20 protein-coding genes, 12 tRNA genes and 1 rRNA gene are annotated in these 21,399 nt (G+C 42.4%); 6 read left to right on the top strand and 27 right to left on the bottom strand.

Features of this window, described 5'->3' with window-relative positions; translation table 11 throughout:
• The 14 genes from GGQ95_RS15760 to GGQ95_RS15695 all read right to left on the bottom strand — a co-directional run.
• A 16S ribosomal RNA gene (locus GGQ95_RS15760) occupies positions 1–65 on the bottom strand; the annotation flags it as partial.
• A gap of 100 nt (positions 66–165) precedes the next feature.
• Positions 166–239, bottom strand: a tRNA-Gly gene (locus tag GGQ95_RS15755).
• Between the two features lie 14 nt (positions 240–253).
• Positions 254–330: transfer RNA gene (locus GGQ95_RS15750), tRNA-Pro, on the bottom strand.
• Between the two features lie 2 nt (positions 331–332).
• Positions 333–409 (bottom strand) — tRNA-Arg (locus tag GGQ95_RS15745).
• A gap of 57 nt (positions 410–466) precedes the next feature.
• Positions 467–549, bottom strand: a tRNA-Leu gene (locus GGQ95_RS15740).
• Positions 550–562: 13 nt separating this feature from the next.
• Positions 563–647, bottom strand: a tRNA-Leu gene (locus GGQ95_RS15735).
• A 6-nt stretch (positions 648–653) separates the two neighbouring features.
• A tRNA-Lys gene (locus GGQ95_RS15730) sits at positions 654–726 on the bottom strand.
• 22 nt (positions 727–748) lie between these two features.
• Positions 749–823, bottom strand: a tRNA-Gln gene (locus GGQ95_RS15725).
• A gap of 24 nt (positions 824–847) precedes the next feature.
• Positions 848–923, bottom strand: a tRNA-Asp gene (locus GGQ95_RS15720).
• A 22-nt stretch (positions 924–945) separates the two neighbouring features.
• Positions 946–1,018: transfer RNA gene (locus tag GGQ95_RS15715), tRNA-Val, on the bottom strand.
• A gap of 68 nt (positions 1,019–1,086) precedes the next feature.
• A tRNA-Glu gene (locus GGQ95_RS15710) sits at positions 1,087–1,158 on the bottom strand.
• A 17-nt stretch (positions 1,159–1,175) separates the two neighbouring features.
• Positions 1,176–1,268 (bottom strand) — tRNA-Ser (locus GGQ95_RS15705).
• A 2-nt stretch (positions 1,269–1,270) separates the two neighbouring features.
• Positions 1,271–1,345 (bottom strand) — tRNA-Asn (locus GGQ95_RS15700).
• A 138-nt stretch (positions 1,346–1,483) separates the two neighbouring features.
• Positions 1,484–1,960, bottom strand: a complete 477-nt coding sequence (locus GGQ95_RS15695) for a SprT family protein (protein ID WP_183187121.1) — start codon at positions 1,958–1,960, stop codon at positions 1,484–1,486.
• A gap of 83 nt (positions 1,961–2,043) precedes the next feature.
• Between GGQ95_RS15695 and cmpA the strand changes: the two genes are divergently transcribed.
• Positions 2,044–2,169 (top strand): cortex morphogenetic protein CmpA, encoded by a 126-nt coding sequence (cmpA, locus tag GGQ95_RS15690; protein ID WP_139788175.1) that lies wholly within the window; start codon positions 2,044–2,046, stop codon positions 2,167–2,169.
• Between the two features lie 251 nt (positions 2,170–2,420).
• Here cmpA and GGQ95_RS15685 read toward each other — a convergent pair whose 3' ends face one another.
• From GGQ95_RS15685 to acpS, 6 genes are all read right to left on the bottom strand, one after another.
• Positions 2,421–4,586: a Tex family protein gene (locus GGQ95_RS15685; protein WP_066149000.1), complete on the bottom strand. Its 2,166-nt coding sequence runs from the start codon at positions 4,584–4,586 to the stop codon at positions 2,421–2,423.
• 128 nt (positions 4,587–4,714) lie between these two features.
• Positions 4,715–5,065, bottom strand: a complete 351-nt coding sequence (ndoA, locus tag GGQ95_RS15680; protein WP_003253417.1) for a type II toxin-antitoxin system endoribonuclease NdoA — start codon at positions 5,063–5,065, stop codon at positions 4,715–4,717.
• Positions 5,066–5,069: 4 nt separating this feature from the next.
• Positions 5,070–5,351 (bottom strand): CopG family ribbon-helix-helix protein, encoded by a 282-nt coding sequence (locus GGQ95_RS15675; protein ID WP_044741999.1) that lies wholly within the window; start codon positions 5,349–5,351, stop codon positions 5,070–5,072.
• Between the two features lie 138 nt (positions 5,352–5,489).
• The gene (alr, locus tag GGQ95_RS15670) at positions 5,490–6,659 is read right to left on the bottom strand and encodes an alanine racemase (protein ID WP_183187120.1); all 1,170 of its coding nucleotides are present in this window, start codon (positions 6,657–6,659) and stop codon (positions 5,490–5,492) included.
• 204 nt (positions 6,660–6,863) lie between these two features.
• Positions 6,864–7,877 carry a LolA family protein gene (locus tag GGQ95_RS15665; protein ID WP_044742001.1) on the bottom strand — a complete coding sequence of 338 codons (1,014 nt, stop codon included), beginning with the start codon at positions 7,875–7,877 and terminating at the stop codon, positions 6,864–6,866.
• A 90-nt stretch (positions 7,878–7,967) separates the two neighbouring features.
• Complete coding sequence (acpS, locus tag GGQ95_RS15660; protein ID WP_044742002.1) at positions 7,968–8,330, bottom strand: holo-ACP synthase; 363 nt, start codon at positions 8,328–8,330, stop codon at positions 7,968–7,970.
• A 297-nt stretch (positions 8,331–8,627) separates the two neighbouring features.
• Between acpS and GGQ95_RS15655 the strand changes: the two genes are divergently transcribed.
• The gene (locus GGQ95_RS15655; RefSeq protein WP_066148998.1) at positions 8,628–9,230 is read left to right on the top strand and encodes a rhomboid family intramembrane serine protease; all 603 of its coding nucleotides are present in this window, start codon (positions 8,628–8,630) and stop codon (positions 9,228–9,230) included.
• A gap of 54 nt (positions 9,231–9,284) precedes the next feature.
• On the opposite strand, the gene cshA is transcribed toward GGQ95_RS15655, so the two are convergent.
• The 7 genes from cshA to GGQ95_RS15620 form a co-directional block, all read right to left on the bottom strand.
• Positions 9,285–10,700, bottom strand: a complete 1,416-nt coding sequence (gene cshA, locus GGQ95_RS15650) for a degradosome RNA helicase CshA (RefSeq protein ID WP_066148997.1) — start codon at positions 10,698–10,700, stop codon at positions 9,285–9,287.
• 126 nt (positions 10,701–10,826) lie between these two features.
• Positions 10,827–11,519 carry an alpha/beta hydrolase gene (locus tag GGQ95_RS15645; RefSeq protein ID WP_159719244.1) on the bottom strand — a complete coding sequence of 231 codons (693 nt, stop codon included), beginning with the start codon at positions 11,517–11,519 and terminating at the stop codon, positions 10,827–10,829.
• A gap of 61 nt (positions 11,520–11,580) precedes the next feature.
• Complete coding sequence (locus GGQ95_RS15640) at positions 11,581–12,960, bottom strand: UDP-N-acetylmuramoyl-tripeptide--D-alanyl-D-alanine ligase (protein ID WP_066148995.1); 1,380 nt, start codon at positions 12,958–12,960, stop codon at positions 11,581–11,583.
• Between the two features lie 32 nt (positions 12,961–12,992).
• Positions 12,993–14,084: a D-alanine--D-alanine ligase gene (locus tag GGQ95_RS15635; RefSeq protein WP_066148994.1), complete on the bottom strand. Its 1,092-nt coding sequence runs from the start codon at positions 14,082–14,084 to the stop codon at positions 12,993–12,995.
• A gap of 274 nt (positions 14,085–14,358) precedes the next feature.
• Entirely contained in the window at positions 14,359–15,498 is a 1,140-nt protein-coding gene (locus GGQ95_RS15630) for an MGDG synthase family glycosyltransferase (RefSeq protein WP_066148992.1), read from the bottom strand.
• Between the two features lie 14 nt (positions 15,499–15,512).
• Entirely contained in the window at positions 15,513–16,109 is a 597-nt protein-coding gene (locus GGQ95_RS15625; protein ID WP_066148991.1) for a DedA family protein, read from the bottom strand.
• Between the two features lie 14 nt (positions 16,110–16,123).
• Complete coding sequence (locus tag GGQ95_RS15620; RefSeq protein ID WP_066148990.1) at positions 16,124–16,846, bottom strand: polysaccharide deacetylase family protein; 723 nt, start codon at positions 16,844–16,846, stop codon at positions 16,124–16,126.
• 309 nt (positions 16,847–17,155) lie between these two features.
• On the opposite strand from GGQ95_RS15620, the gene murG reads away from it, so the two are divergent.
• From murG to GGQ95_RS15605, 4 genes are all read left to right on the top strand, one after another.
• Positions 17,156–18,229 (top strand): undecaprenyldiphospho-muramoylpentapeptide beta-N-acetylglucosaminyltransferase, encoded by a 1,074-nt coding sequence (murG, locus tag GGQ95_RS15615; RefSeq protein WP_080862872.1) that lies wholly within the window; start codon positions 17,156–17,158, stop codon positions 18,227–18,229.
• Between the two features lie 596 nt (positions 18,230–18,825).
• Positions 18,826–19,629, top strand: a complete 804-nt coding sequence (locus GGQ95_RS18445; protein ID WP_244963770.1) for a hypothetical protein — start codon at positions 18,826–18,828, stop codon at positions 19,627–19,629.
• Between the two features lie 33 nt (positions 19,630–19,662).
• Positions 19,663–20,790 (top strand): sensor histidine kinase, encoded by a 1,128-nt coding sequence (locus GGQ95_RS18440; protein WP_244963769.1) that lies wholly within the window; start codon positions 19,663–19,665, stop codon positions 20,788–20,790.
• Positions 20,762–21,358 carry a response regulator transcription factor gene (locus GGQ95_RS15605; protein ID WP_082063503.1) on the top strand — a complete coding sequence of 199 codons (597 nt, stop codon included), beginning with the start codon at positions 20,762–20,764 and terminating at the stop codon, positions 21,356–21,358. The genes GGQ95_RS18440 and GGQ95_RS15605 overlap by 29 nt, the downstream gene beginning before the upstream one ends.
• Positions 21,359–21,399: the final 41 nt, after the last annotated feature.

Raw genomic sequence — 21,399 nt, 5'->3', positions numbered from 1 at the left:
TCGACTTGCATGTATTAGGCACGCCGCCAGCGTTCGTCCTGAGCCAGGATCAAACTCTCCAAAAGAAAGTTGATTGGCTATTATTTAAATTTCGGTTGACTAACTATACCGAAATTTTTCGTTAACGCTTCGTTTTGTTCAGTTTTCAAAGAACATTATTTGGAATGGAGCGGGTGATGGGAATCGAACCCACGACATCAGCTTGGAAGGCTGAGGTTTTACCACTAAACTACACCCGCATATTCGATTCAGATGGTCGGGAAGACAGGATTCGAACCTGCGACCCCATGGTCCCAAACCATGTGCTCTACCAAGCTGAGCTACTTCCCGCATGGCGCGCTCGAGAGGATTCGAACCCCTAACCTTCTGATCCGTAGTCAGATGCTCTATCCAATTGAGCTACGAGCGCAAAATATAGCTTTTTAATTATACCAAATTATCTTTTTAAAATCAAGCATGATTTTTATGCGGCCGAGAGGACTTGAACCTCCACGGGGTTGCCCCCACTAGGCCCTCAACCTAGCGCGTCTGCCATTCCGCCACGACCGCGCAAAACTTTATATGGTGCGGGTGGAGGGACTTGAACCCCCACGCCGTGAGGCGCCAGATCCTAAGTCTGGTGCGTCTGCCAATTCCGCCACACCCGCAAAAAGTGAGCCATGGAGGACTCGAACCTCCGACCCTCTGATTAAAAGTCAGATGCTCTACCTGCTGAGCTAATGGCTCATATGTAAACCTATAAACCAAATGGCTGGGCTAGCTGGATTCGAACCAGCGCATCACGGAGTCAAAGTCCGTTGCCTTACCGCTTGGCTATAGCCCATCAATTACTAATAACTTTCAGTCATGGCGGTCCCGACGGGACTCGAACCCGCGATCTCCTGCGTGACAGGCAGGCATGTTAACCACTACACTACGGGACCTTAATTTATTCGTCGACCAAAATGGAGGATGACGGGATCGAACCGCCGACCCCTTGCTTGTAAGGCAAGCGCTCTCCCAGCTGAGCTAATCCTCCTAAAGCGAGCAAAAAGGGAGGTGATGTCTTTAAACAATCCCCATCGCCTCCCGACATATAATAAACGATGACCCGTACGGGATTCGAACCCGTGTTACCGCCGTGAAAGGGCGGTGTCTTAACCACTTGACCAACGGGCCAGCACCATATATCAAAGTGGCGGAGAAGGCGGGATTTGAACCCGCGCGCCGCAAAAACGCGACCTAACGGTTTAGCAAACCGTCCCCTTCAGCCACTTGGGTACTTCTCCAATGGCTCCGCAAGTAGGATTCGAACCTACGACCTACCGGTTAACAGCCGGTTGCTCTACCGCTGAGCTATTGCGGAATAAACATAGCGCATCTCATGTAACGTCTTTTATTATAGCGATGGTTTTCTCTATTGTCAATGACTTTTTCGGATTCGTTTAGCTTCATCGCTTATCAGCGACGGCTTTTATAATTTAACATACAAATATTATAGATGTCAACACCATTTTCCCAAAATATTTTCGATCATTTTTAATCGGCCGGTACATTTTCCGCAAACATATCGTTGCAGGTCCATTCTTTTTTTTCTCTGATATGTCAAGCCACATTGCAAGCAAGCATACATATAAAACTTCCGCTGTGCTTGATGCTTTTGATGAGGCAGATGCCGACAATAGCGGGGCGCGCCTACTTGAAGAAGCAATTCTCGAAAGTCTCGATCCCGATGCCGGTATCCTTTTCCCTCTAAATGAAGATGATAATGGCATAACTCATGCTTAATAATCAAAATGAGCTCTTCTTCACCAAACGCTTCATAATATTTAGGATTCAGCTCAATATTGTGGGAATGCAATAAATATCGGCCGCCTGTCGTTCGTAAGCGCGGGTTAAACAAAGCTTGATGCTGAAATGGTTTGTTAAAACATTGCAAAGATATATTTTCAACCAGCTTCTGTAATTCATTTTGCTCCATTTTCTTTTCACCTTCTTTAGCACAGGACGACTTCTTAATACATAGATTATATACTACCTTTTTTCAAAATGGAGGTATTTCCTATGCCGACATGGTTAAAAAATCAAATGCGCCGAGCTTATTATGAGAAAAATCGCTATCAAATAAAATTATTAAACCAGTGCTGGTTTTTCTACCAAAAGAAAGAGGCTATTTCAAAAAAGCGTTAATACCACTTATTGATAAACTGGAGATGGTAACATTTGTATCAATATAGAGCTTATTTTGAACGGTGTCCAGACAACGCCGCTTCCCAGAACTATCAACGGAACTGAAAGCGGCGTTGTTCAGACTTCGTCAAGCGGATGCATGACGAAAAGCTAAATATATGGACTGGCTTTCTAATGGTGGAGTTCTCCCCCGTTGGAAGCTGGATTTCAAGCTTCCCTTATTTTGCGACAAAAACATAATGAAAGCTTTTCTATTGCTCCAATGGAAGCATCGATAACGAAATCCTCCCTTTGGAAACATCGACACTTTCCACCCAAACCTTGACCACTTCACCTACCGCTACTACGTCAAGCGGATGCTTTACATATCGCTTGCTTAGCTTAGAAATATGGACAAGCCCGTCTTGCTTTACTCCAATATCAACGAATGCCCCAAAATCGACAACATTGCGGACGGTTCCCTCCAGCTCCATTCCTTTTTGCAGATCTTCCATTTTTAAAATATCTTTTCGCAGTAACGGCTTAGGCAATTCATCACGTGGATCTCGCTCAGGACGGATTAAGGCATCGACAATATCCTTTAGTGTAAGCTCTCCGATACCAAGTGTTTCTGCTGTTTCCTTTATCGGAATGGACTGTAAAGCCCGGCGAAGAGCATCACTGCCGATATCATCTGCCGTAAATCCAATTCCTTGAAGCAATTTTTTTACCTCAGCATATCGTTCAGGATGAATAGGCGTTCTGTCTAATGGCTCATTCCCATCTACGATTCGCAGAAAACCGATACACTGCTCATACGTTTTGGCGCCAAGCCGTGGAATCGTTTTTAGCTCATTGCGGTTTTTGAACTTACCTTGTTCTTCTCTTCTTTTGACAATATTCTCAGAAACAGACTTAGATAGGCCTGATACATATTGCAAAAGAGAAACAGAAGCGGTATTGACATTTACTCCAACTTGGTTAACAACAGTCTCTACCACAAAGCGCAACGATTCTTCTAGTTTTTTTTGCGAAACATCGTGCTGATATTGGCCGACCCCGACCGATTTTGGGTCAATCTTTACAAGTTCGGCAAGAGGATCCTGAACACGCCGGGCAATGGAAACCGCGCTTCTTTCCTCTACTTGCAAATCAGGAAATTCTCTCCGCGCTAAATCCGAAGCAGAGTATACGCTTGCTCCTGCTTCATTAACAATTAAATAAAAAATCTCTTGTGGGAGCTGTTTCAACGTATCAGCTACAAATTGTTCTGTTTCCCTCGAGGCCGTCCCATTTCCAACCGCGACCATTTGTACACCATATTCCTGAATAATACGCAACATTTTTTCACGTGCTTCATCCATTTTCGATTGTGGAGGATGAGGATAGATCACATCAATCTTTAATAGCTTACCTGTTTCATCTACCACGGCCAGCTTGCAGCCTGTCCGATAGGCAGGATCCACTCCCAGTACTATTTTTCCTTTTAATGGAGGTTGAAGCAAAAGATTGCGCAAATTTTCTGCGAAAATGTGGATGGCTCTTTCCTCCGCTCGCTCTGTGAGTTCATTTCGTATATCCCGTTCAATGGACGGTTCAATCAAACGTTTATATCCATCTTCGATCGCTTCAATTATATAAAAAGCTGCTTTAGACTGTGCATTCACTATTGTTTGGGCTTTCATATACTCTATAATATCCGCAACAGGCGCCTGAATAGAAATGCGAAGCACATTTTCTTTTTCACCGCGATTTAACGCTAAAATTCGATGAGGAACAATTTTATGTACCGGTTCTTCGTACTGATAATACATTTCGTATACATTTTTTTCATCTTTCTCGACCTCTTTTGCAGTCGATACAATGATACCTTTGTTCCAAGTCTGTGTACGAATCCATTGGCGAATAGCAGCGTTATCAGAAATCTGTTCAGCGATAATATCCTTTGCTCCTTGAAGTGCGTCATCCACTGTGTACACTTCTTTTTCAGGATCCATGAATGCTGCTGCTTTTTCTTCTGGAAGCGGGCTCATGGGGCATGTAAACAGCCATTCTGCTAGAGGTTCAAGACCTTTTTCCTTTGCGATGGTCGCTTTCGTTCTTCTTTTTTGTCTGTACGGCCGGTACAAATCTTCTACTTCTTGCAGCTTTACCGCTTTTTGAATCGCGCCTTTAAGCTCTTCTGTCAATTTTCCTTGCTCATCAATCAGGCGCAACACTTCTTCCTTCCGCTTTTCAAGGTTTTGCAGGTAGCTCCATTTCTCGAGCACTTCGCGAATTTGCACCTCGTCTAACGCACCTGTCATTTCTTTTCGATAGCGAGCAATAAACGGAACCGTATTGCCTTCCTCTGAAAGAGAAATCACATTGCGCACCTGCTGAACAGATAAGCGCAGCTCTTCAGCAATGATTCCGATAAGCGTTTCTGTAGTCACCAAAGTTCCTAACCCCCAACTATGTAATAATGGTCATTTTACCAAAAAATAAAAATAGCTACAAATGATGCAGCTATTTTCTACGGATTCTCCATATTCGAGCTATTTAGATAGACAGACCGTATTCCCCTTTAAAAATCAATGAGCCCTAGACTGATTTGGAGCGCCTCATCTACTTTATCCATCATTTCGTCATCTAAGTGCGTAATCTTGTCCGTGAGCCTTTGTTTGTCAATCGTACGAATTTGCTCTAAAAGAATGACGGAATCTCGTTCAAATCCATACCGTTTCGCATCAATTTCCACGTGGGTGGGCAATTTGGCTTTCTGGATCTGCGCTGTTATAGCTGCCACAATAACTGTTGGACTAAACCGATTTCCGATGTCGTTTTGAATAACTAATACCGGACGCACGCCTCCTTGCTCCGAACCAACTACCGGGGAAAGGTCCGCGAAATAAACGTCGCCACGCTTAACAATCAAAGCATTACCCCCCGCTAACTAAACGTTCAACGGTATGGTCGGCTTCATATTCCGCAAGAAACGCTTCCGATGCAATCGACAAGTTGATTTTCGCCATTTCCATGTAACCGCGTCTCATCGCCTCGCGAATGTGCCGCTTTTTTCGTTCACGAATGTACATTTTAGTCGCTTGGTAAATGAGGTCGTTTCGATTACCATTTTCTTGCTTGACAAGACCATCTAACTCAGTCAACAATGCTTGGGGTAAGCGAACGACGATTTCTGTTGTTGCGCTCGATTCAGACATGAACATACACCTCCAGGAAACTATAGCCAAATAGTCCGCTCCCATTTATAATACTTACTCCCACTTTATAATATCATTAAACAAGGGAGATGCAAAGCCAAATTCGGTTTTCTCTGGCGATGACAGAGAAATTTTTATTTATGAGCAGCCGTTGCCATCTAAAACAACATTTCTCACTTCCATTATACTCTTCTTTTTTAAAAAAATACGGGGAACGCGATAACTTATTGTACAAGGGATCTCGTAGCTGATCGTTCCTATATACTTGGCCACATCATCTATTGTTACCTGAGCAGCTTCTTGCTTGCCGATCAATGTGACTTTCGTGCCAACCGGTACTTGTTCCGGCAGACGAATCATCATTTGATCCATGCAAATCCGCCCTACAATCGGCACCTTTCTTCCATTTACGAGCACATGGAAGTTTTGCAATTTTCTGATCCATCCGTCTGCATATCCAATCGGCACCGTTCCAATCCATTCTTCCTCTTCCGCTGTATAGGTGGCGCCGTAGCTCACTTTTTCCCCTGGGCGCAAGCATTTTACATGAACAATGCGGCTATGGAGCGAAAACGCTTCCTTTAATGAAAAAGGCAAGAGCGGCTTCATGTCTATCGAAGGAGACAAACCATACATCGCAATCCCGAAACGAACCATATTGAATACTTTATCAGGGAAGCGCAAGCTTGTCGCGCTGTTTCCACAATGGACCCGCTTTGGCAAATAAGGGAGCCATTCAAGCATGCGTAAAAATTTCTCGTATTGAAATGAAAAGTATTGTGTATCTAATTCATCGGCAGTGGCAAAATGGGTGTATACTCCTTCTAATAAAAAAAACGGATGCTCTTCAATCATCGCAACAATTTGTTTTGTTTCTTCTTCCTCTTTCACGCCAATTCTGCCCATTCCGGTATCCATTTTTAAATGAAAAGAAACCGGCTGTTTCTCTGTAAACAAATTTTTGGCTTTTTCCAGCCATTCTTTCTGAAATACGGTGAGCGTAATTTGTTCGCGAGCGGCTAAGTTAATGTCTTCAGGGCGAACCGCGCCTAATACAAGGATCGGGGCGCCCACTCCTTTTTTTCGCAGCGCAAGCGCTTCATCTAAAAAAGCTACGGCCAAATACGAAGCCCCCGCTTCCAACGCGGTTCTGGCCACTTGGACATCGCCATGCCCATACGCATTCGCTTTCACAACAGCCATAATTTCTGTCTGCTCTCCTAAAAAGGCGCGCAATGACGTAACGTTATGGAAAATAGCATCCAAATCGACTTCCGCCCAAGTGTCTCTATGAAACGAATGTATCATCGTGTAGTCCACTTCCTCTATTTCCAGTTATATAAAAAATTATTGTCTTTTATTTTTATGATGTCAACTAAAGATATTTTTAACCATGGGGTCAGATAAAATCGACTGACTTTGTTGGCCTTGTAATCTAGCAAAACACCGCATGATGGAACAAAAATAATAAAAAAACAGGCTCTCTTGAATTTTTGAGCCTGTGCATTTTTTCTATTTCGCTTCTTTTCCTTGGACAGACTGAGCAATCATCACCATTTCGTCCTTTGTTAAGTCTTCGGAAGCGATCATAAATTCAATTCCTTTATATGTCCATGTGAGTGAATGATCTGTGAGTGCCCCGATAGCAAATCCTAAGTCCACTGGCTCACCATTGACAAGTGCGGATGAACCGAATGTCGGTAAGGCTTGAGCTGCCTCTTGGATAAGAGTAAATGATTTTTTGCCGCCAAACGTCATAATCACCCGTTTTCCGTCCTTCGTTGCGATTTCCTTTTCGTCGATTTGTTCAACACCTGTCGGCATGTTAATCGGGTACATTACTTCCGCAGCTTCATTTTCCCCTTTGGCCATCGTCGGTACTTCTAAACGTGCTCCTGTCATATTTTTCGTTGTATCAAATGCGTTTTTGTCAAATTTCTTATTAAATTCAATTTTGGAAAATTGTACAGTAAGCAATGCTTTCATATCCGTATCCATCACTTTGACTGACACAGGAGCTAAGTCCTTTTTGTTTAAAGTAATTTCTTGCTTCGGAATCACTTGACTGTTTGGATAATTCGTTTTCGTTTCAAACACATAGTGATCGCCTTTCGCTTTAAAGCTTGCTTTTTTGTCGCTTAAAATATCCTTCACTAACGATTCATACAAATAGGCTTGGCTTGTGTTTTTCGGCCAATCGCTTTGGAAGCGAAAGCTTTTGTTCAACGCTGGAGTAATCACAAAAACCCCTTCGTCGTTGCGTAAAATCATCTGATTTTGGTTTTTCTCGTCATTTTTTAAACTCACGCGGTAATAATGTGGTTGCTTATACCAAATTTCTACATCATACACTTGCGGCTCCGCTCCCGTCTTGAGCGTTAACTTGGCTGTGGCTTGGTAGCTGGAGACTTCGTCCATTTTTTCATCAAGCGCTTTAACAACATCTTCTTGTGATTTCGCACCGCATCCTGCTAGCCCCAAAAGCAGAACAATGCCAAGCAATGCGCTAACCAAATGTTTCCTCATTTTTTCAACCCCTTTGTCTCATATCAACATTAGGAGCATGACTCCTTTTTGCATTACCAATATATGAGACCATACGGGCAAATATGCAGACTAGCATGACAAGCGCTCGATAATTACTTGGGCCACTGCATAATCACGACTATGGGAAATGGAGACATGGATATAGTGTCCTTCCAGTGTCACAACGGCTTCTGGCTTGCCCTTTTCATTATTAATAAAAGCCACATCTTGGAACGAAACGTTTTTTCCAATCCCTGTTCCCATCGCTTTTGCATATGCTTCCTTTGCGGCAAATCTTCCGGCCAAAAACTCGACTTTTCGTTCGTTTGACAACGAATCAAAAATCGCTTTCTCTTTTTTCGTTAAAATACGCTGCACAAATTTTTCATTTTGCTCTATTAGCTTTTGAATTCGATCCAGCTCGACAATATCAATTCCGATTCCTGCAATCATTTTCTTCTATCCTTTCTGTTCCATACATACATTTTTAATAAACAACCATTCGAATATTCCTGATCCATATAGCTTAAAGATTAAACGAATCCGCTTTAGAAAGGAAGGGGCTGGATTTTTCAAGTCTGTTATTGGACTGCATCATACGAGCGCGTAAATCTTATCTATAACATGACTTCCATGCAAACGTTATTTATTTTTTATATTCATCGTTGCATCAACCATGATCAGCATATTTGGTTTTTCAATCGATCGTCGCTACGTTTAAACCAACAGCTTAAAAAGAGGGGCGGTTTTATGTTTGTTCGCACGGAAAATCCATCTACATTTTTCCGGCTTTACCCAATCGTTTCATTCCTTGTTCTCATCCACATCGTTTTCTTTCTGATTTTTTTAATTCCTGGCTCTTTCTCTAACAATTTGTTAAAGGCACTTATTGGCTTCAATCTCGTTATTTTTAAAGGGGAATACTGGCGGCTCATAACCCCTCTTTTCTTACACGTTCACCTTGTACACATGCTGGTGAACTCCGTCTCGCTGATCCTATTTGGACCTGCCTTGGAAAAAATTCTTGGCAAATGGAGATTTTTCTTAGCTTACATCGGCGGCGGAATATTGGCCAATATCGCCACTCTCTTCCTTGCACCTCCCATGTACACTCACCTTGGGGCTTCAGGAGCCGTTTTTAGTCTATTTGGCATTTACAGCTACCTTGCTTTTTTTCATCAACACATTATTCAAAGACCGCACGCTCATATCATTTTCGCTATATTGCTGATTGGGTTTGTCGTCACGCTGACAGGAGCCAACCTAAACATTATTGCGCATTTTTTCGGATTTCTAAGCGGAGCCATCATCGCCCCTTTCATCGCTTCTCATCCCAACCCCTATCATCCTTAGCACAACTTCCGGGCTTACGGGAACAAAAAAACGATGCCTTTCGCATCGTTTTTTTTATCGCGCCACGCGCCGCTTTTTCGATTGTGGGCTTCGCGCAGCCCCTTTTGGCTGTCCGCCTTTGCGATTGATCCGCTTTTTCTCTTTTTTGGCTGGCAGCGGCGGCTCTTCCGTCAGCATTACCGGTGTTGTATCTGGCTCCTTTGTCAACATTTTGATACAAGCGGCTACAAGAGAAACGGAATCATGCTCTTCTAAAAGCTCCTCGGCAGCTCGCTTGTAAAACGATAAATTCTCGCTTTCCACAACAGCCAAGAGCTTCTCAATTGCAATTCGCTGCTGCCCTTCTAGCGCTTCGTCGAGCGTCGGCGGCCGCATCCGTTCCATTTTGCGTTTTGTTGTTTTTTCAATATTGTGCAGCTGTCCTGTTTCGCGAGGCGTCACAAATGTCATGGCCATTCCTGTTTTTCCGGCACGGCCTGTACGGCCGATGCGATGAACATAGCTTTCTGGATCCTGCGGAATGTCAAAGTTATACACGTGTGTAACGCCGGAAATATCTAGCCCGCGTGCTGCTACATCAGTCGCTACTAAAATTTCAATTGCTCCTTCTTTAAATTTGCGCAGCACGGACAGCCGCTTCGCTTGGCTTAAATCTCCATGGATTCCTTCAGCAGCATAACCGCGCAAATTCAACGCTTCGGCCAGCTCATCCACTCGCCGTTTCGTACGGCCAAATACAATCGCCAGCTCCGGCGCTTGAATATCCAGCAGCCTTGTTAAAATATCAAATTTTCTTTTTTCTTGAACTTCTAGATAGTATTGCTCAATATTGGGAACCGTCATTTCTTTAGCTTTAACTTTGACAAGCTGCGGATTGTCCATGAAGCGCTCCGCAATGCGGCGAATAGGCTCAGGCATCGTTGCTGAAAAAAGAAGCGTCTGCCTTTTCGTCGGCACATGGCTTAAAATCGCTTCAATATCATCAACAAATCCCATGTTCAGCATTTCATCTGCTTCATCTAACACAACGGTATGCACATGATCTAGACGAATCGTTTTGCGATTGATATGATCGATGATTCTTCCTGGTGTTCCAACAATAATATGCGGGCGTTTCTTCAATGCGCGAATTTGTCGTTCGATATCCTGTCCTCCATAAATTGGAAGAATACGGGCACGTTTGACCGCTCCAATTTTATAGAGCTCTTCAGATACTTGAATGGCAAGCTCGCGAGTCGGAGCAACGACAAGCCCTTGAATCACGTCCGTTTTTGGATTTATTTTTTCAATTAACGGAATACCGAACGCGGCCGTTTTTCCTGTCCCGGTTTGTGCCTGCCCAATCACATCTTTATTTTGCAGGCTTAATGGAATGGTCTCTGCTTGAATCGGAGTGGTTTCTTCAAACCCCATTCGACTTATGGCTCTCATTAATTCATTACTTAATCCTAACTCTTGAAATGTTGTCAATTCTATTCATTCTCCTTTTACTTCCTTAAACTATTCAAAACCGTTCTTTCCAAGGGAAAGATGGGCCTTGGACATTATGGAATTTATCATACCATTTCTATACCTCTTGTGCAATAAATACCATTTTCAAAGATCTTCCTGTAAAAAATGCACGACCGCTTCAAACAGCGCATGGCGATCAGGTTCGTAACAAACTTGATGACGCGATGAAGGCAAAAATAATAATTTCTTTTTCGTGGATCCTACCATTGTATATACATACTGAGCGCTTTTTACGGGCACAATCTCATCTAGGCTTCCTTGGACAATCAAGATTGGAACGCGTACATCGGCAAGCTGCGGGCGAACTTTGCTGACTAATTTGCGAAACTCCATCGCCGCAGTTAGCGGTGTTGCAACGATTTTCTTTTTATAACGGACAAATACCGGATGTTCTTGCAATTGCCGCTGTAAACCAGCATGAATCATTCCACTGATCTCCTGAAGCATCTGCTTAGGATTGATATAATAAAAAGCAGGGCTTAGCAGGACAACTTTGCCCACTGGATATTTCGCTGCTAAATAAGCAGCAATTACCCCTCCCATTGAAAAGCCGACCAGATAAACGATCTCACACTTTTTCATTACACGCTGCAAATCTGCTTCTGCGGCCGCAAGCCATTGGTCGTACATTATTCCTTTTAGCTGAAGCGTTTCACCATGCCCAGGCAAGATCGTTAATTCGACAAGCCAATTGGTCTGTTCTTGCACATAACGAGCAAGCGGCTCAACCTCATAGGGTCCTCCCGTAAAGCCGTGAATACACAAGCAGCCAATCAACCGCCATCACCCCCAACAAAAAGAAAGGGGGAGGCATACGCATTTCGTATCCTCCAACACCTTACGCTTGTAAGTCACGGATGATATCTTCTAATCTCATTCCTCTTGACGCTTTAAACAAAATGAGATCGCGGGCCGAAACAATGGAACGCAGATCCCTGGCCAACGCTTGCTTATCGTCATACGCTTGAACACGGCCGCTTGGAAACGAGTGTTGAGCGGCGAGCGCAATATGTCCAGCGCGCTTGCCATACGTCAATACGTAATCAAGCTTTTCAGACTGAAGCATCCGGCCAATTTGTTGATGAAACTCAATTTCTTGATCACCAAGCTCCAGCATATCGCCTAACACGGCGATTTTTTTCTCATATCCCGTCAATTCGAACAGCAGCTCTAATGCTGCTTTCATAGAAGTTGGGCTAGCGTTATACGCATCATTAATCATCGTAGCCCCATTGACGGCTTTGATGATTTCCATACGCATTTTCGTCATTTGCAGCTCAGCCAAACTCGCTTGAATGGCTTCCCAGCTGACATGAAACAGACGCGCCACCGAAATCGCCGCCAGCGCATTATATACGTGGTGACGCCCTAAAATTGGAAGGAATAAACGATAATCTGGTGCCTGATTCACGGTAAATGAGGTGCCGTTCACCTCCAATGAAATGTCGGTTGGATAGTAGTCATTCGCTATTTTTTGTCCAAATGTGACCATACGCAAAGGCCGCTTTATATTTTTCACTCTTGTTTGCAGAAGCGGCTCATCTCCGTAATAGACAAACACACCATCAGACTGTAAACCAGAAACGATTTCCAGTTTTGCGCGAGCAATGCCGTCACGTGAGCCTAGCTCTTGTAAATGAGATTCTCCGATATTTGTAATAATGGCCACACTAGGCTCAGAGATCTTGGACAAAAGCTCAATCTCGCCAAAATTGCTCATGCCCATTTCGACAACCGCTATTTCGGTATCTTCTTTTAAACGAAGAAGCGTCAGTGGCACTCCAATATGATTGTTAAGATTTCCTTCTGTTTTTTGCACTTTATAGGTCGAAGCCAATAGACCATAGACCATATCCTTTGTTGTTGTCTTTCCATTGCTGCCTGTGATGCCGACTACTTTTACAGCCAGTTGTTTCCGGTAACGGTTGGCCAGCTGCTGCAAGGCTTGCAATGTGTCATCGACAAAAATAAGCGGAACATTGGTCGGCGGATTCGCTTCATTTTTTTCCCAAAGCGCTGCGCTTGCTCCTTTCGCAAACGCGTCTGCTACAAAAGCATGGCCGTTAAAATTCGCACCTTTCAGTGGAATATATAAATTTCCCGGCTGAATCGTTCTCGTATCTGTCGAAACACCTTTGATCGCTGTATCATAAAAAGACTCGGCAAGGCCGTTTCCATCTACCATTTCTTCAACAGCGCGCAATGTGCGAACAATCATTGTAAATCCCCTTCATTCCTTCATTGTATCATTTAAAACGTATATGTGATCGTTTGCTTTTCTTCATGCCGCTCAATCGCCAGCTGAACGAGCTTTTCAATCAGCTCCGAATAAGAAACGCCGGTGTGCTTCCAAAGAAGCGGGAACATGCTAAATGGAGTAAATCCCGGCATCGTATTAATCTCGTTAATATACACCGTTCCGTCTGCCGCTAAAAAGAAATCAGCCCTTACAAGTCCCGAAAGATCAAGCGCTTTGAAAGCGGCAATCGCCATTTGTTGAATGGTTTGATATTGTTCTTCTGTAATATCAGCAGGAATAATAAGTTCCGTATTTCCGTCCTCATATTTAGCTTGATAATCGTAAAATTCCTTTTTCGGAACAATTTCGCCAACTACAGAGCATATTGGGTTATCATTTCCAATAACTCCGATTTCTACTTCACGACCGATAATGGCTTCCTCTACAATAATTTTGCGATCATACTGAAACGCTTCAGCAAAAGCTGCTTCGAGATCTTCGCGTTTTTTGCATTTCGTGATGCCTACGCTCGATCCGGCGTTAGCTGGCTTGACAAAGCAAGGGTAACCAAGCTCTCTTTCTACTTTATCATAAGCCTTTTTTTCATCTTGCGTCCACTCTTTTCTCAAAAACGCCACATACTTCACTTGACGTAATCCAGCTTGCGCAAATAAGTTCTTCATAATGACTTTATCCATTCCCACTGCTGACGCTAGCACACCATTCCCTACATAAGGAAGATTTAATAGTTCAAGCAAGCCTTGCACCGTTCCGTCCTCGCCATTTGGTCCATGCAGCAGAGGAAAAATCACATCAATGGTTTCTTCCTCCTGACGCTCGCTGCTGATCGCCGAAACTGGCGCTTGATTTAAAGCGACAGGCAAAATTTCTTTTGCCTCTGGCTTCATTTCCAACTGCTTTATATCTTGAACAGGACTTGTCAGTTTTTCTCCTTTGGCCCATTGTCCCTCTTTGGTGATATAAATGGGAATGACATCGAATTTTGTTTGATCAATAGCATTCATCACCGCCATAGCTGTTTGCAGTGATACTTTATGTTCAGGCGATTTTCCGCCGTATAAGACGCCAATGGTTGTCTTCATCTACAATCCCCCTCTTCTTTTTTCACAATTTTTATTGTACCATGTTTCAATCTCCTTCGTATGATTCTTTTTACTGGAGCAATCATTTATAACCATTATTTTCCCTTTTAAACACTTCCGCTTAGACTGCCAAAAAATCTTCCTCCAACCATGCTCAGACGCAAAATAACGATCTATATCTATCCATCTGCCTATATATATGAGAAAGGCAGGTTGTTTTGCCACTCCTAAAGAAAAACACCGTTTCCTAAGTTGGTAAACGGTGCTTTTTTGATCATTTCGAGAGCACTTTTTGGTTCTTTTCATGCATTAATATCAGTTCTTTCAATGAGTCCTGCGCTGTTTGCTCAATTTGCGAAAAATATTCGGCAACCCGGCGATGGAAACGGCTTTTTTCCATATGGTCATGCAGCACACGCCAAATTTTTTGCTCATAATGCTCCAATCTACTTAAATTGTAAATCAGCCCTTTTGATTCTAAATAGCGCAAGTTGATTTGCTCTTGCCCCGGCAAATAGCCAATGGTAAATAGAGGGATGCGTTTGTGCAGCACTTCACTCACCGTGACCCCTCCAGGCTTGGTGATAACAGCATCCACCTCATCGTATAAACGGTTCATTTCTTCACAATTGGAAATATAAGAGAATGGCTGGATATGAGGCTGCTTCCAGCGCAAAATTTCTTCATACAGTTCGTTATTATTTCCACATAAAACAGAATAACGAAATCGATTCGTACCGTTCATTTTTCGAAAAAAATCAAGAATGTTGCCTAGCCCTTGGTTGCCGCCAGCGACCAATAAATGCGGGCGATAGGAGGTGCCCCTGTATCCATTTTTCCGTGTCATAAACGTCTCATGAACAGGAATCCCGGTAACAACAATGCGCTCCTTCGGAATTTTATATTTTGTGATTAACTCCTTCTTCGCTTCTTGATGCGGGACAAAGTGGTAGTCGATTGCTTTTTTCCCCCAAATACCGTTGATAAAAAAATCTGTATATACATTAACAACAGGAATATCAATTAAATGCCTTCTTTTTAAACGATGCAAGATCCTCGATGGAAATGAATGTGTGCAAATAATAAAATGCGGCTTCTCTTTTTCAAGCATCCGCTTCATTTTATGTTCGAAATAAGGCATCCATGGCTCCAAATGGATCCATTCCATCTTTTGAACATCGCGATACATCAGCATCTTATAAATATGATGATAGGAAGAAGGATGTGAACGTATCCAGCGAAGATACACTTCGGAAACCAACTTTTCAATGTATTCATTGCAATAGCTTAAAAAATCCACCTTTTTACAACTAACGAATGAAAACTGCTGCTCTAAAAAATCCATGAGCGCATCGGCCACTTTGTGATGTCCAGAACTCATTTGAAATAACGGCAATACAAGAACTCTCATCATGACGATAGCTCCCTTTAATTTTCAAATTGTTTTTTGCTTAAAACATGCTTAATCCACATGACGGCAAGAAAGAGTAGAAAAAGAGCCAGTCCAATTAAAGGAATCGACGCAAGCGGAATATGCATATGGCGGCCTAAAAGCATCCCCAATAACATAATGGGAACCGTCCAAAGCAGCGCCCCTATACATGCCAGCAGCGAAAACAACAGGAAAGGAAAGTGAATCATGCCGGACATATACGGAACAATTTGTCTCACGCCAGGTAAATAGAACCCAAACAAAACCAACCACTTTCCATATTTTCTAAACAGCTCATTGGCTCGCTCCCATTTCTCTGCTTTGATTCCTACATATTTTCCGTACTTCTTCATAAACGGATGACCAAAGTATCGGCCAATTCCATAACCCGTTATCATCCCCATTGTAGCACCGAACCAGCTAATGAGAAAGCAATAGGACCATTCTAATTGCTTTTGGGAAACTAAGACGCCTAGAAAAAAAAGCAGACTTTCTTCAGGAGCTGGAATTCCCACAATTCCACAAAAGATAAAAAGGAAAATCATGATATATCCATACGATTGTATATACGAAAACATCATATTGGTATCCATATAATAGTTCCTCACTACATCCGTAAAGTCTGTTTGTTAGTGTGTGCATTGATCGCTTCGCTAATCGTCAACCATTCCATTTTTTTTGCCTCCTCTTCGGCAAATAGCAGCTCTAGTGCTTTCAACATATGAGCAGGTGCTTTTTTGTCCGCTCCCAAAGTATCTCCGCTATCATGAAGCACGATAATCGCTCCATCCTGCAACCCGTTTTTTAAACGGCGCAGCAATTCATCGACACCAATGCTTTCTTTCCAATCCCCGAGTATGTGCGTCCACATAATCGTGGGATACTTCGCTTGCAGCGTCCATGTAAATAAATTGAAATGACCCCAAGGAGGCCGATAATAAACGGGCCGTTTTCCCGTAATTCTCTCAATGATCAACGCCGATTTGCGCAATCCTCGTTGCAAAAACGGAGGAAACAAGATCCAATTGCTAATATGGCGGTAATTGTGGAGGCCGATTTCATGTCCTTCCCGATCCATCCGGCGAATCAGATCGGGATATTTTGCTGCTCTTGTTCCCACAACAAAAAAAGTTGCTTTAATATCGTGCTTTTTTAATAAGTCAAGCAGCTGCGGCGTATAATATGGGTCGGGACCGTCATCAAATGTTAATGCAACGGCTCCCTTTCTCATTCCCTTTTTGTAAATCCGCCATGCGTTTCGTCGGATCCATATCGTTGGAATCATTCCATAGATCAACAGAACGCATAACAAAATCAGCAAGCCACGCATACATTCACCTCTTCAAAATACAGACTGGCGATCCATTCCATGATGATTCATGAACAGCCGTTTCTGATCGCTTAGTGCTCCTTTTTCCGACTCCGTTCAGGTGCTTTTCTCTGCCTATGGCTGTTCTGGCTTGCGAAATGCAGGAAGACTAAGCCTCTGATGATTCCGCATTTTCTTATCCCTGTTATTTTCAAAGATTTGTACACAGTTCTTTGCTATAATACAATACGGAACGATGAAAAAAAAGATTCAAAGGATAAGAATATGGAGAAGATTTTCTAATCATGAATAAAAGACAGGTGATGAACATTGAATAAAAAAATTATGCTTACCGGCGGCGGTTCAGCGGGCCATGTAACGGTTAATATTGCGTTAATTCCAAAATTAAAGGAACGCGGCTGGAGCATTGGCTATATCGGTTCACATAACGGCATCGAGCGGGAGCTGCTTTCCCAAGTAGAAAATGTTCCCTATTTCCCCATTTCCACAGGAAAACTGCGCCGCTACTTTGACTGGAACAATTTTAAAGATCCTTTCAAGGTATTGAAGGGAACATTCGAAGCATACCGCCTGATCAAAAAAGAAAAGCCAAGTATCGTCTTTTCCAAAGGCGGATTCGTTTCCGTCCCTGTCATTGTCGCGGCTTGGTTGAATGGCGTACCGACGATTATCCACGAATCAGATATCACTCCAGGGTTGGCCAATAAAATCGCGATGCCATTTGCCACTAAAATTTGCGTCACCTTTCCCGAAACACTACCGCACGTAAACGAGCAAAAGGGAATTTATGTCGGAGCGGTCGTTCGGGAAGAGCTCAAGCAAGGAAGTGCCGACACAGGACGGAAGCATTGCCAATTTGAAAAAGGCAAACCCGTTCTGCTCGTCATGGGCGGAAGTCTTGGATCTAAACGCATCAACGACGCATTACGCGCCAATTTACAAACCTTGCTCGCTGATTTTCAAATCGTCCATATTTGCGGAAAAGGGAACATCGATCCAAAGTTCGCCGCTGAAAAGGGTTATAAACAATTTGAATACGTCCACGAGGAGCTGCCGCATATCATGGCGATGGCGGATATTGTCTTATCAAGAGCCGGCTCAAATTCCATCTTTGAATTTTTAACATTAAAAAAGCCGATGCTGCTTATCCCGCTTTCTAAAGGAGCGAGCCGCGGCGACCAAATTTTAAACGCACGTTCATTTAAAAAATCAGGATATGCCGATGTGTTAATGGAGGAAGAATTAACAAATGACTCCCTGCGCGAAGCCATCTACCAGCTCTATCGCAACAAAGCCAACTATATCGAAAACATGACCCGCTCCCAAGCCACGGACGCTCTACATACACTGCTGTCGCTGATTGAAGAAACGAGTAAACAATAAAAGCGAACACAAAGCAACAGCCGTTATCATATGGTAGACAAAGTCATTTTTACTTTGTCTACCATTTATTTTGGACCCCATCCGTTTATTGTGACTTTTCCATCCGAATTTATATAACTCGCTTTGTTTTTCAATCCTCCACTTTCCAGAGATCATTATTTATTAAATCTTCAAGCCGCATTTTATATATGATCAAAAACCCCTATTTTTCCACAAATTAACCTATAGAGAATCTCTATTTTCTCCAAAAACAATGACAAATCATGTAATATAGTGTAAAATTTTAGTATAAAATTCAATTGGAGGTAGGTATTATGAACCAAAATTTATGGGGAATAACTCAAACATTAATAGAAAAATATTCCATCATAGCATCTGAGTTTACTTTCGAAAGAGAAAGTCTAAGCTAGCAATAGCTCAGCATGTCCAAATGCTTTATTCTCTCCAAACTCACTTAGAAAGTTAGGGATAGTATGACTCAAAGATCTCTACAGTTTGTTATGATATTTATGTCTGTGATCATATTTTGCTATATATTGCCAATAGCGGATGATCAATATGTTGAGCAACGGTGTTATTTTATGGAATTTATAGGAATGTCTTTTTTATTCATCGGAATTTACAGCTATACCCAAAAACCAAATTCAGTTGTCGTACAGCATTTCCTAGTCCTTATGCTGATTAGCGGGCTAGCCATTGCTTTAGCAACTCCTTCCAGTTGGAATATAAAACTGGCAAAGGATGTAGAGGTTCTTTCCATTTCATTAGCACCTTACTATCTATTAAAATTTTTTGAACACTTCCCTTCGTCTACAAAACCGGCGTTTTTCCGGAAAGTACGAACGTCCACACTATTTATTGCGGTTTTTAGCATATTTCTTTATTTTTTAGCTGGGGCACAGCATGACACTATTATTCAAATGATGGTGCGGCCATGTATTGTCGCCAACATTATTATCTCGCTGCTCGCTTGCATCGTTCTATGTTTCTTACATATTCGCTCGAATTCCGATAAGGTGAAAAATCAAATGTATCTTTTAATTTTTGGCCTTATTTTATCATTTGTTCCTGTTATCATTTTTAGCTTGATTCCTGATGTGCTCCCTATGCTTCCTGGGATCCCTTTTCATTATAGTTTAAGCAGCATCATCGTTTTTCCAATCACAATATCCTATTTACTAACCAAGCAAGAAATCATTGACTTTCAAGAGCATTTGCGCAAAATCAGCTTTCAGTTATTAGCTATTCTTTCGGGCTTGCTTGTATTTAATTTATTGTCATGGATACTGAGTGATTTCAGCTTACCGTCAGCGCTTTTACTAAATACTTTGCTCATCTGTGCTTTCGTTGTTTATAGTCTGATGAATAGATGGTTGGAGCCTTTAAAAATGAAAAAATAGCAGCTTAAGCATCAAAAAGTTCAACAGGAAAAATTGCTGATTCTCCAGCAATTGCTGAATGGGCAGCATTTGGGGCATTGCGCCAAGCTGGTTGCTGATTTAATTCATCAAACCCTGCATGTTAGCGGCGTATGCCTAATATGGAAAAATGATAGCGCTCCCGTTGTTTTGCACCGAACAGGAATTTTCCTGCCTTTTGACGATGCACAGCTGCTGTCATATCTCTATCAGAGAGACCACACGAACAAAGCGCATATCCATGGAAAAAGCATCTTCTTCTATCCTATGAAGATAGAAAATGCGATACGAGGATGGATTATCATCAGCGAAAAAACGACGGCTACCATTTTTGAAAAGGAAGAACAAGAGCTGATTGAAAAAATTCGCCTCGATGCAACGGAGTTATTCGCTAGCTCCGCAACATTGCAACAAATTGAAAACGAATTAAAGGAAGCTATGAAAGAGTCGCTTATTCACGAACAGTCTCATTGGCTGTTGCTCAATGAGCAAGAAGAAGAAAAAAGGAAGCTGTCTGATTTTCTTCATGATGAAATATTGCAAAATTTAATCCTGCTTCTTCATAAGCTTGAATGGCTCAACAAAAGTCAAAACATCAACAAAGATATTTTGAAAGAGATCGAAGAAGGGATTCGCAACAGCATCTTTGAGATAAGAGAAATGTGCCATGAGCTATACCCTGCCGTCATAGAAGACTTAGGGTTAAAGCGCAGCCTCTTTTTATTAAAAAGAAAATGTGAAATGAACTATAATGTTATTTTACAAATCGACTATCGCTCACAGCTAAAAAACATCCCAGTCGCTCTTTCTGCCCAAGTATTTCGAATCATCAAGGAATTGGTTTACAATGCGATAAAACACTCGTCATCAAAAGACATTCTTGTCTCCGTTGTGGAAACACAGCATGATCTTCATATTAAAGTAAAAGATCACGGTGTTGGATTTAAGATGCCCAACCATTTATCAGCATTATTGCAAAACCGCCATTTAGGCTTAGTGACGATCCAAAAACGGGTGAATCAGCTAAAAGGCACTCTCAACATCCAATCGGAACCTGGAGCCGGAACATGTGTATCCATTTCTCTGCCAATCGAAATAGACGGGGAGGAGTCAAATGAAAATCAGAGTATTATTAGTAGATGATCACTTGCTCATGATGCAGGGAATTCGCAAATTGCTAGAGGACAAAACAGATTTCGAAATCGTCGGCACCATTTGTAATCCTGCCGGCTTGCTAGAGGAAATACGCAAGCATCATCCTGATGTTATTGTCATGGATATAAAAATGAAAGAAGAAAGCGGAATTGAGTGGACAAAGAAAATTACCCGATCATACCCAGCATGCAAAATCGTCATTTTATCCGGATACGATTATGACGAATACATTCACGCTGCTTATGAGGCTGGAGCATATGCGTTTGTAACAAAAGAGAACTCCTCATTGGAACTGGCTAACGCTATTAAACAAAGCTATCTAGGGATCAAAGTGTTTCCAACCGACCGATTAACTCATTATAGCCCTCCTCTTACTCAGATGGAATTAACCATTCTTCGGCTGATTGCTGAAGACCATACCAATGCAGAAATTAGCGAGCAGCTAAAGATAAGCCGCCGGACGGTCGAACACCACATATCTTCCATTATCCGAAAGCTTGATGTCGATTCAAGAGTAGGGGCCGTTGTCAAAGCGATCAAGCTAGGATTAATTTAATTCAATCTATCGAAGGGATACAGGCCCCTTCGGCCATTTTT

Source organism: Anoxybacteroides rupiense (assembly GCF_014196195.1).
Lineage (GTDB): Bacteria > Bacillota > Bacilli > Bacillales > Anoxybacillaceae > Anoxybacteroides > Anoxybacteroides rupiense.
This window is presented reverse-complemented; position numbering and strand designations above follow the sequence as displayed.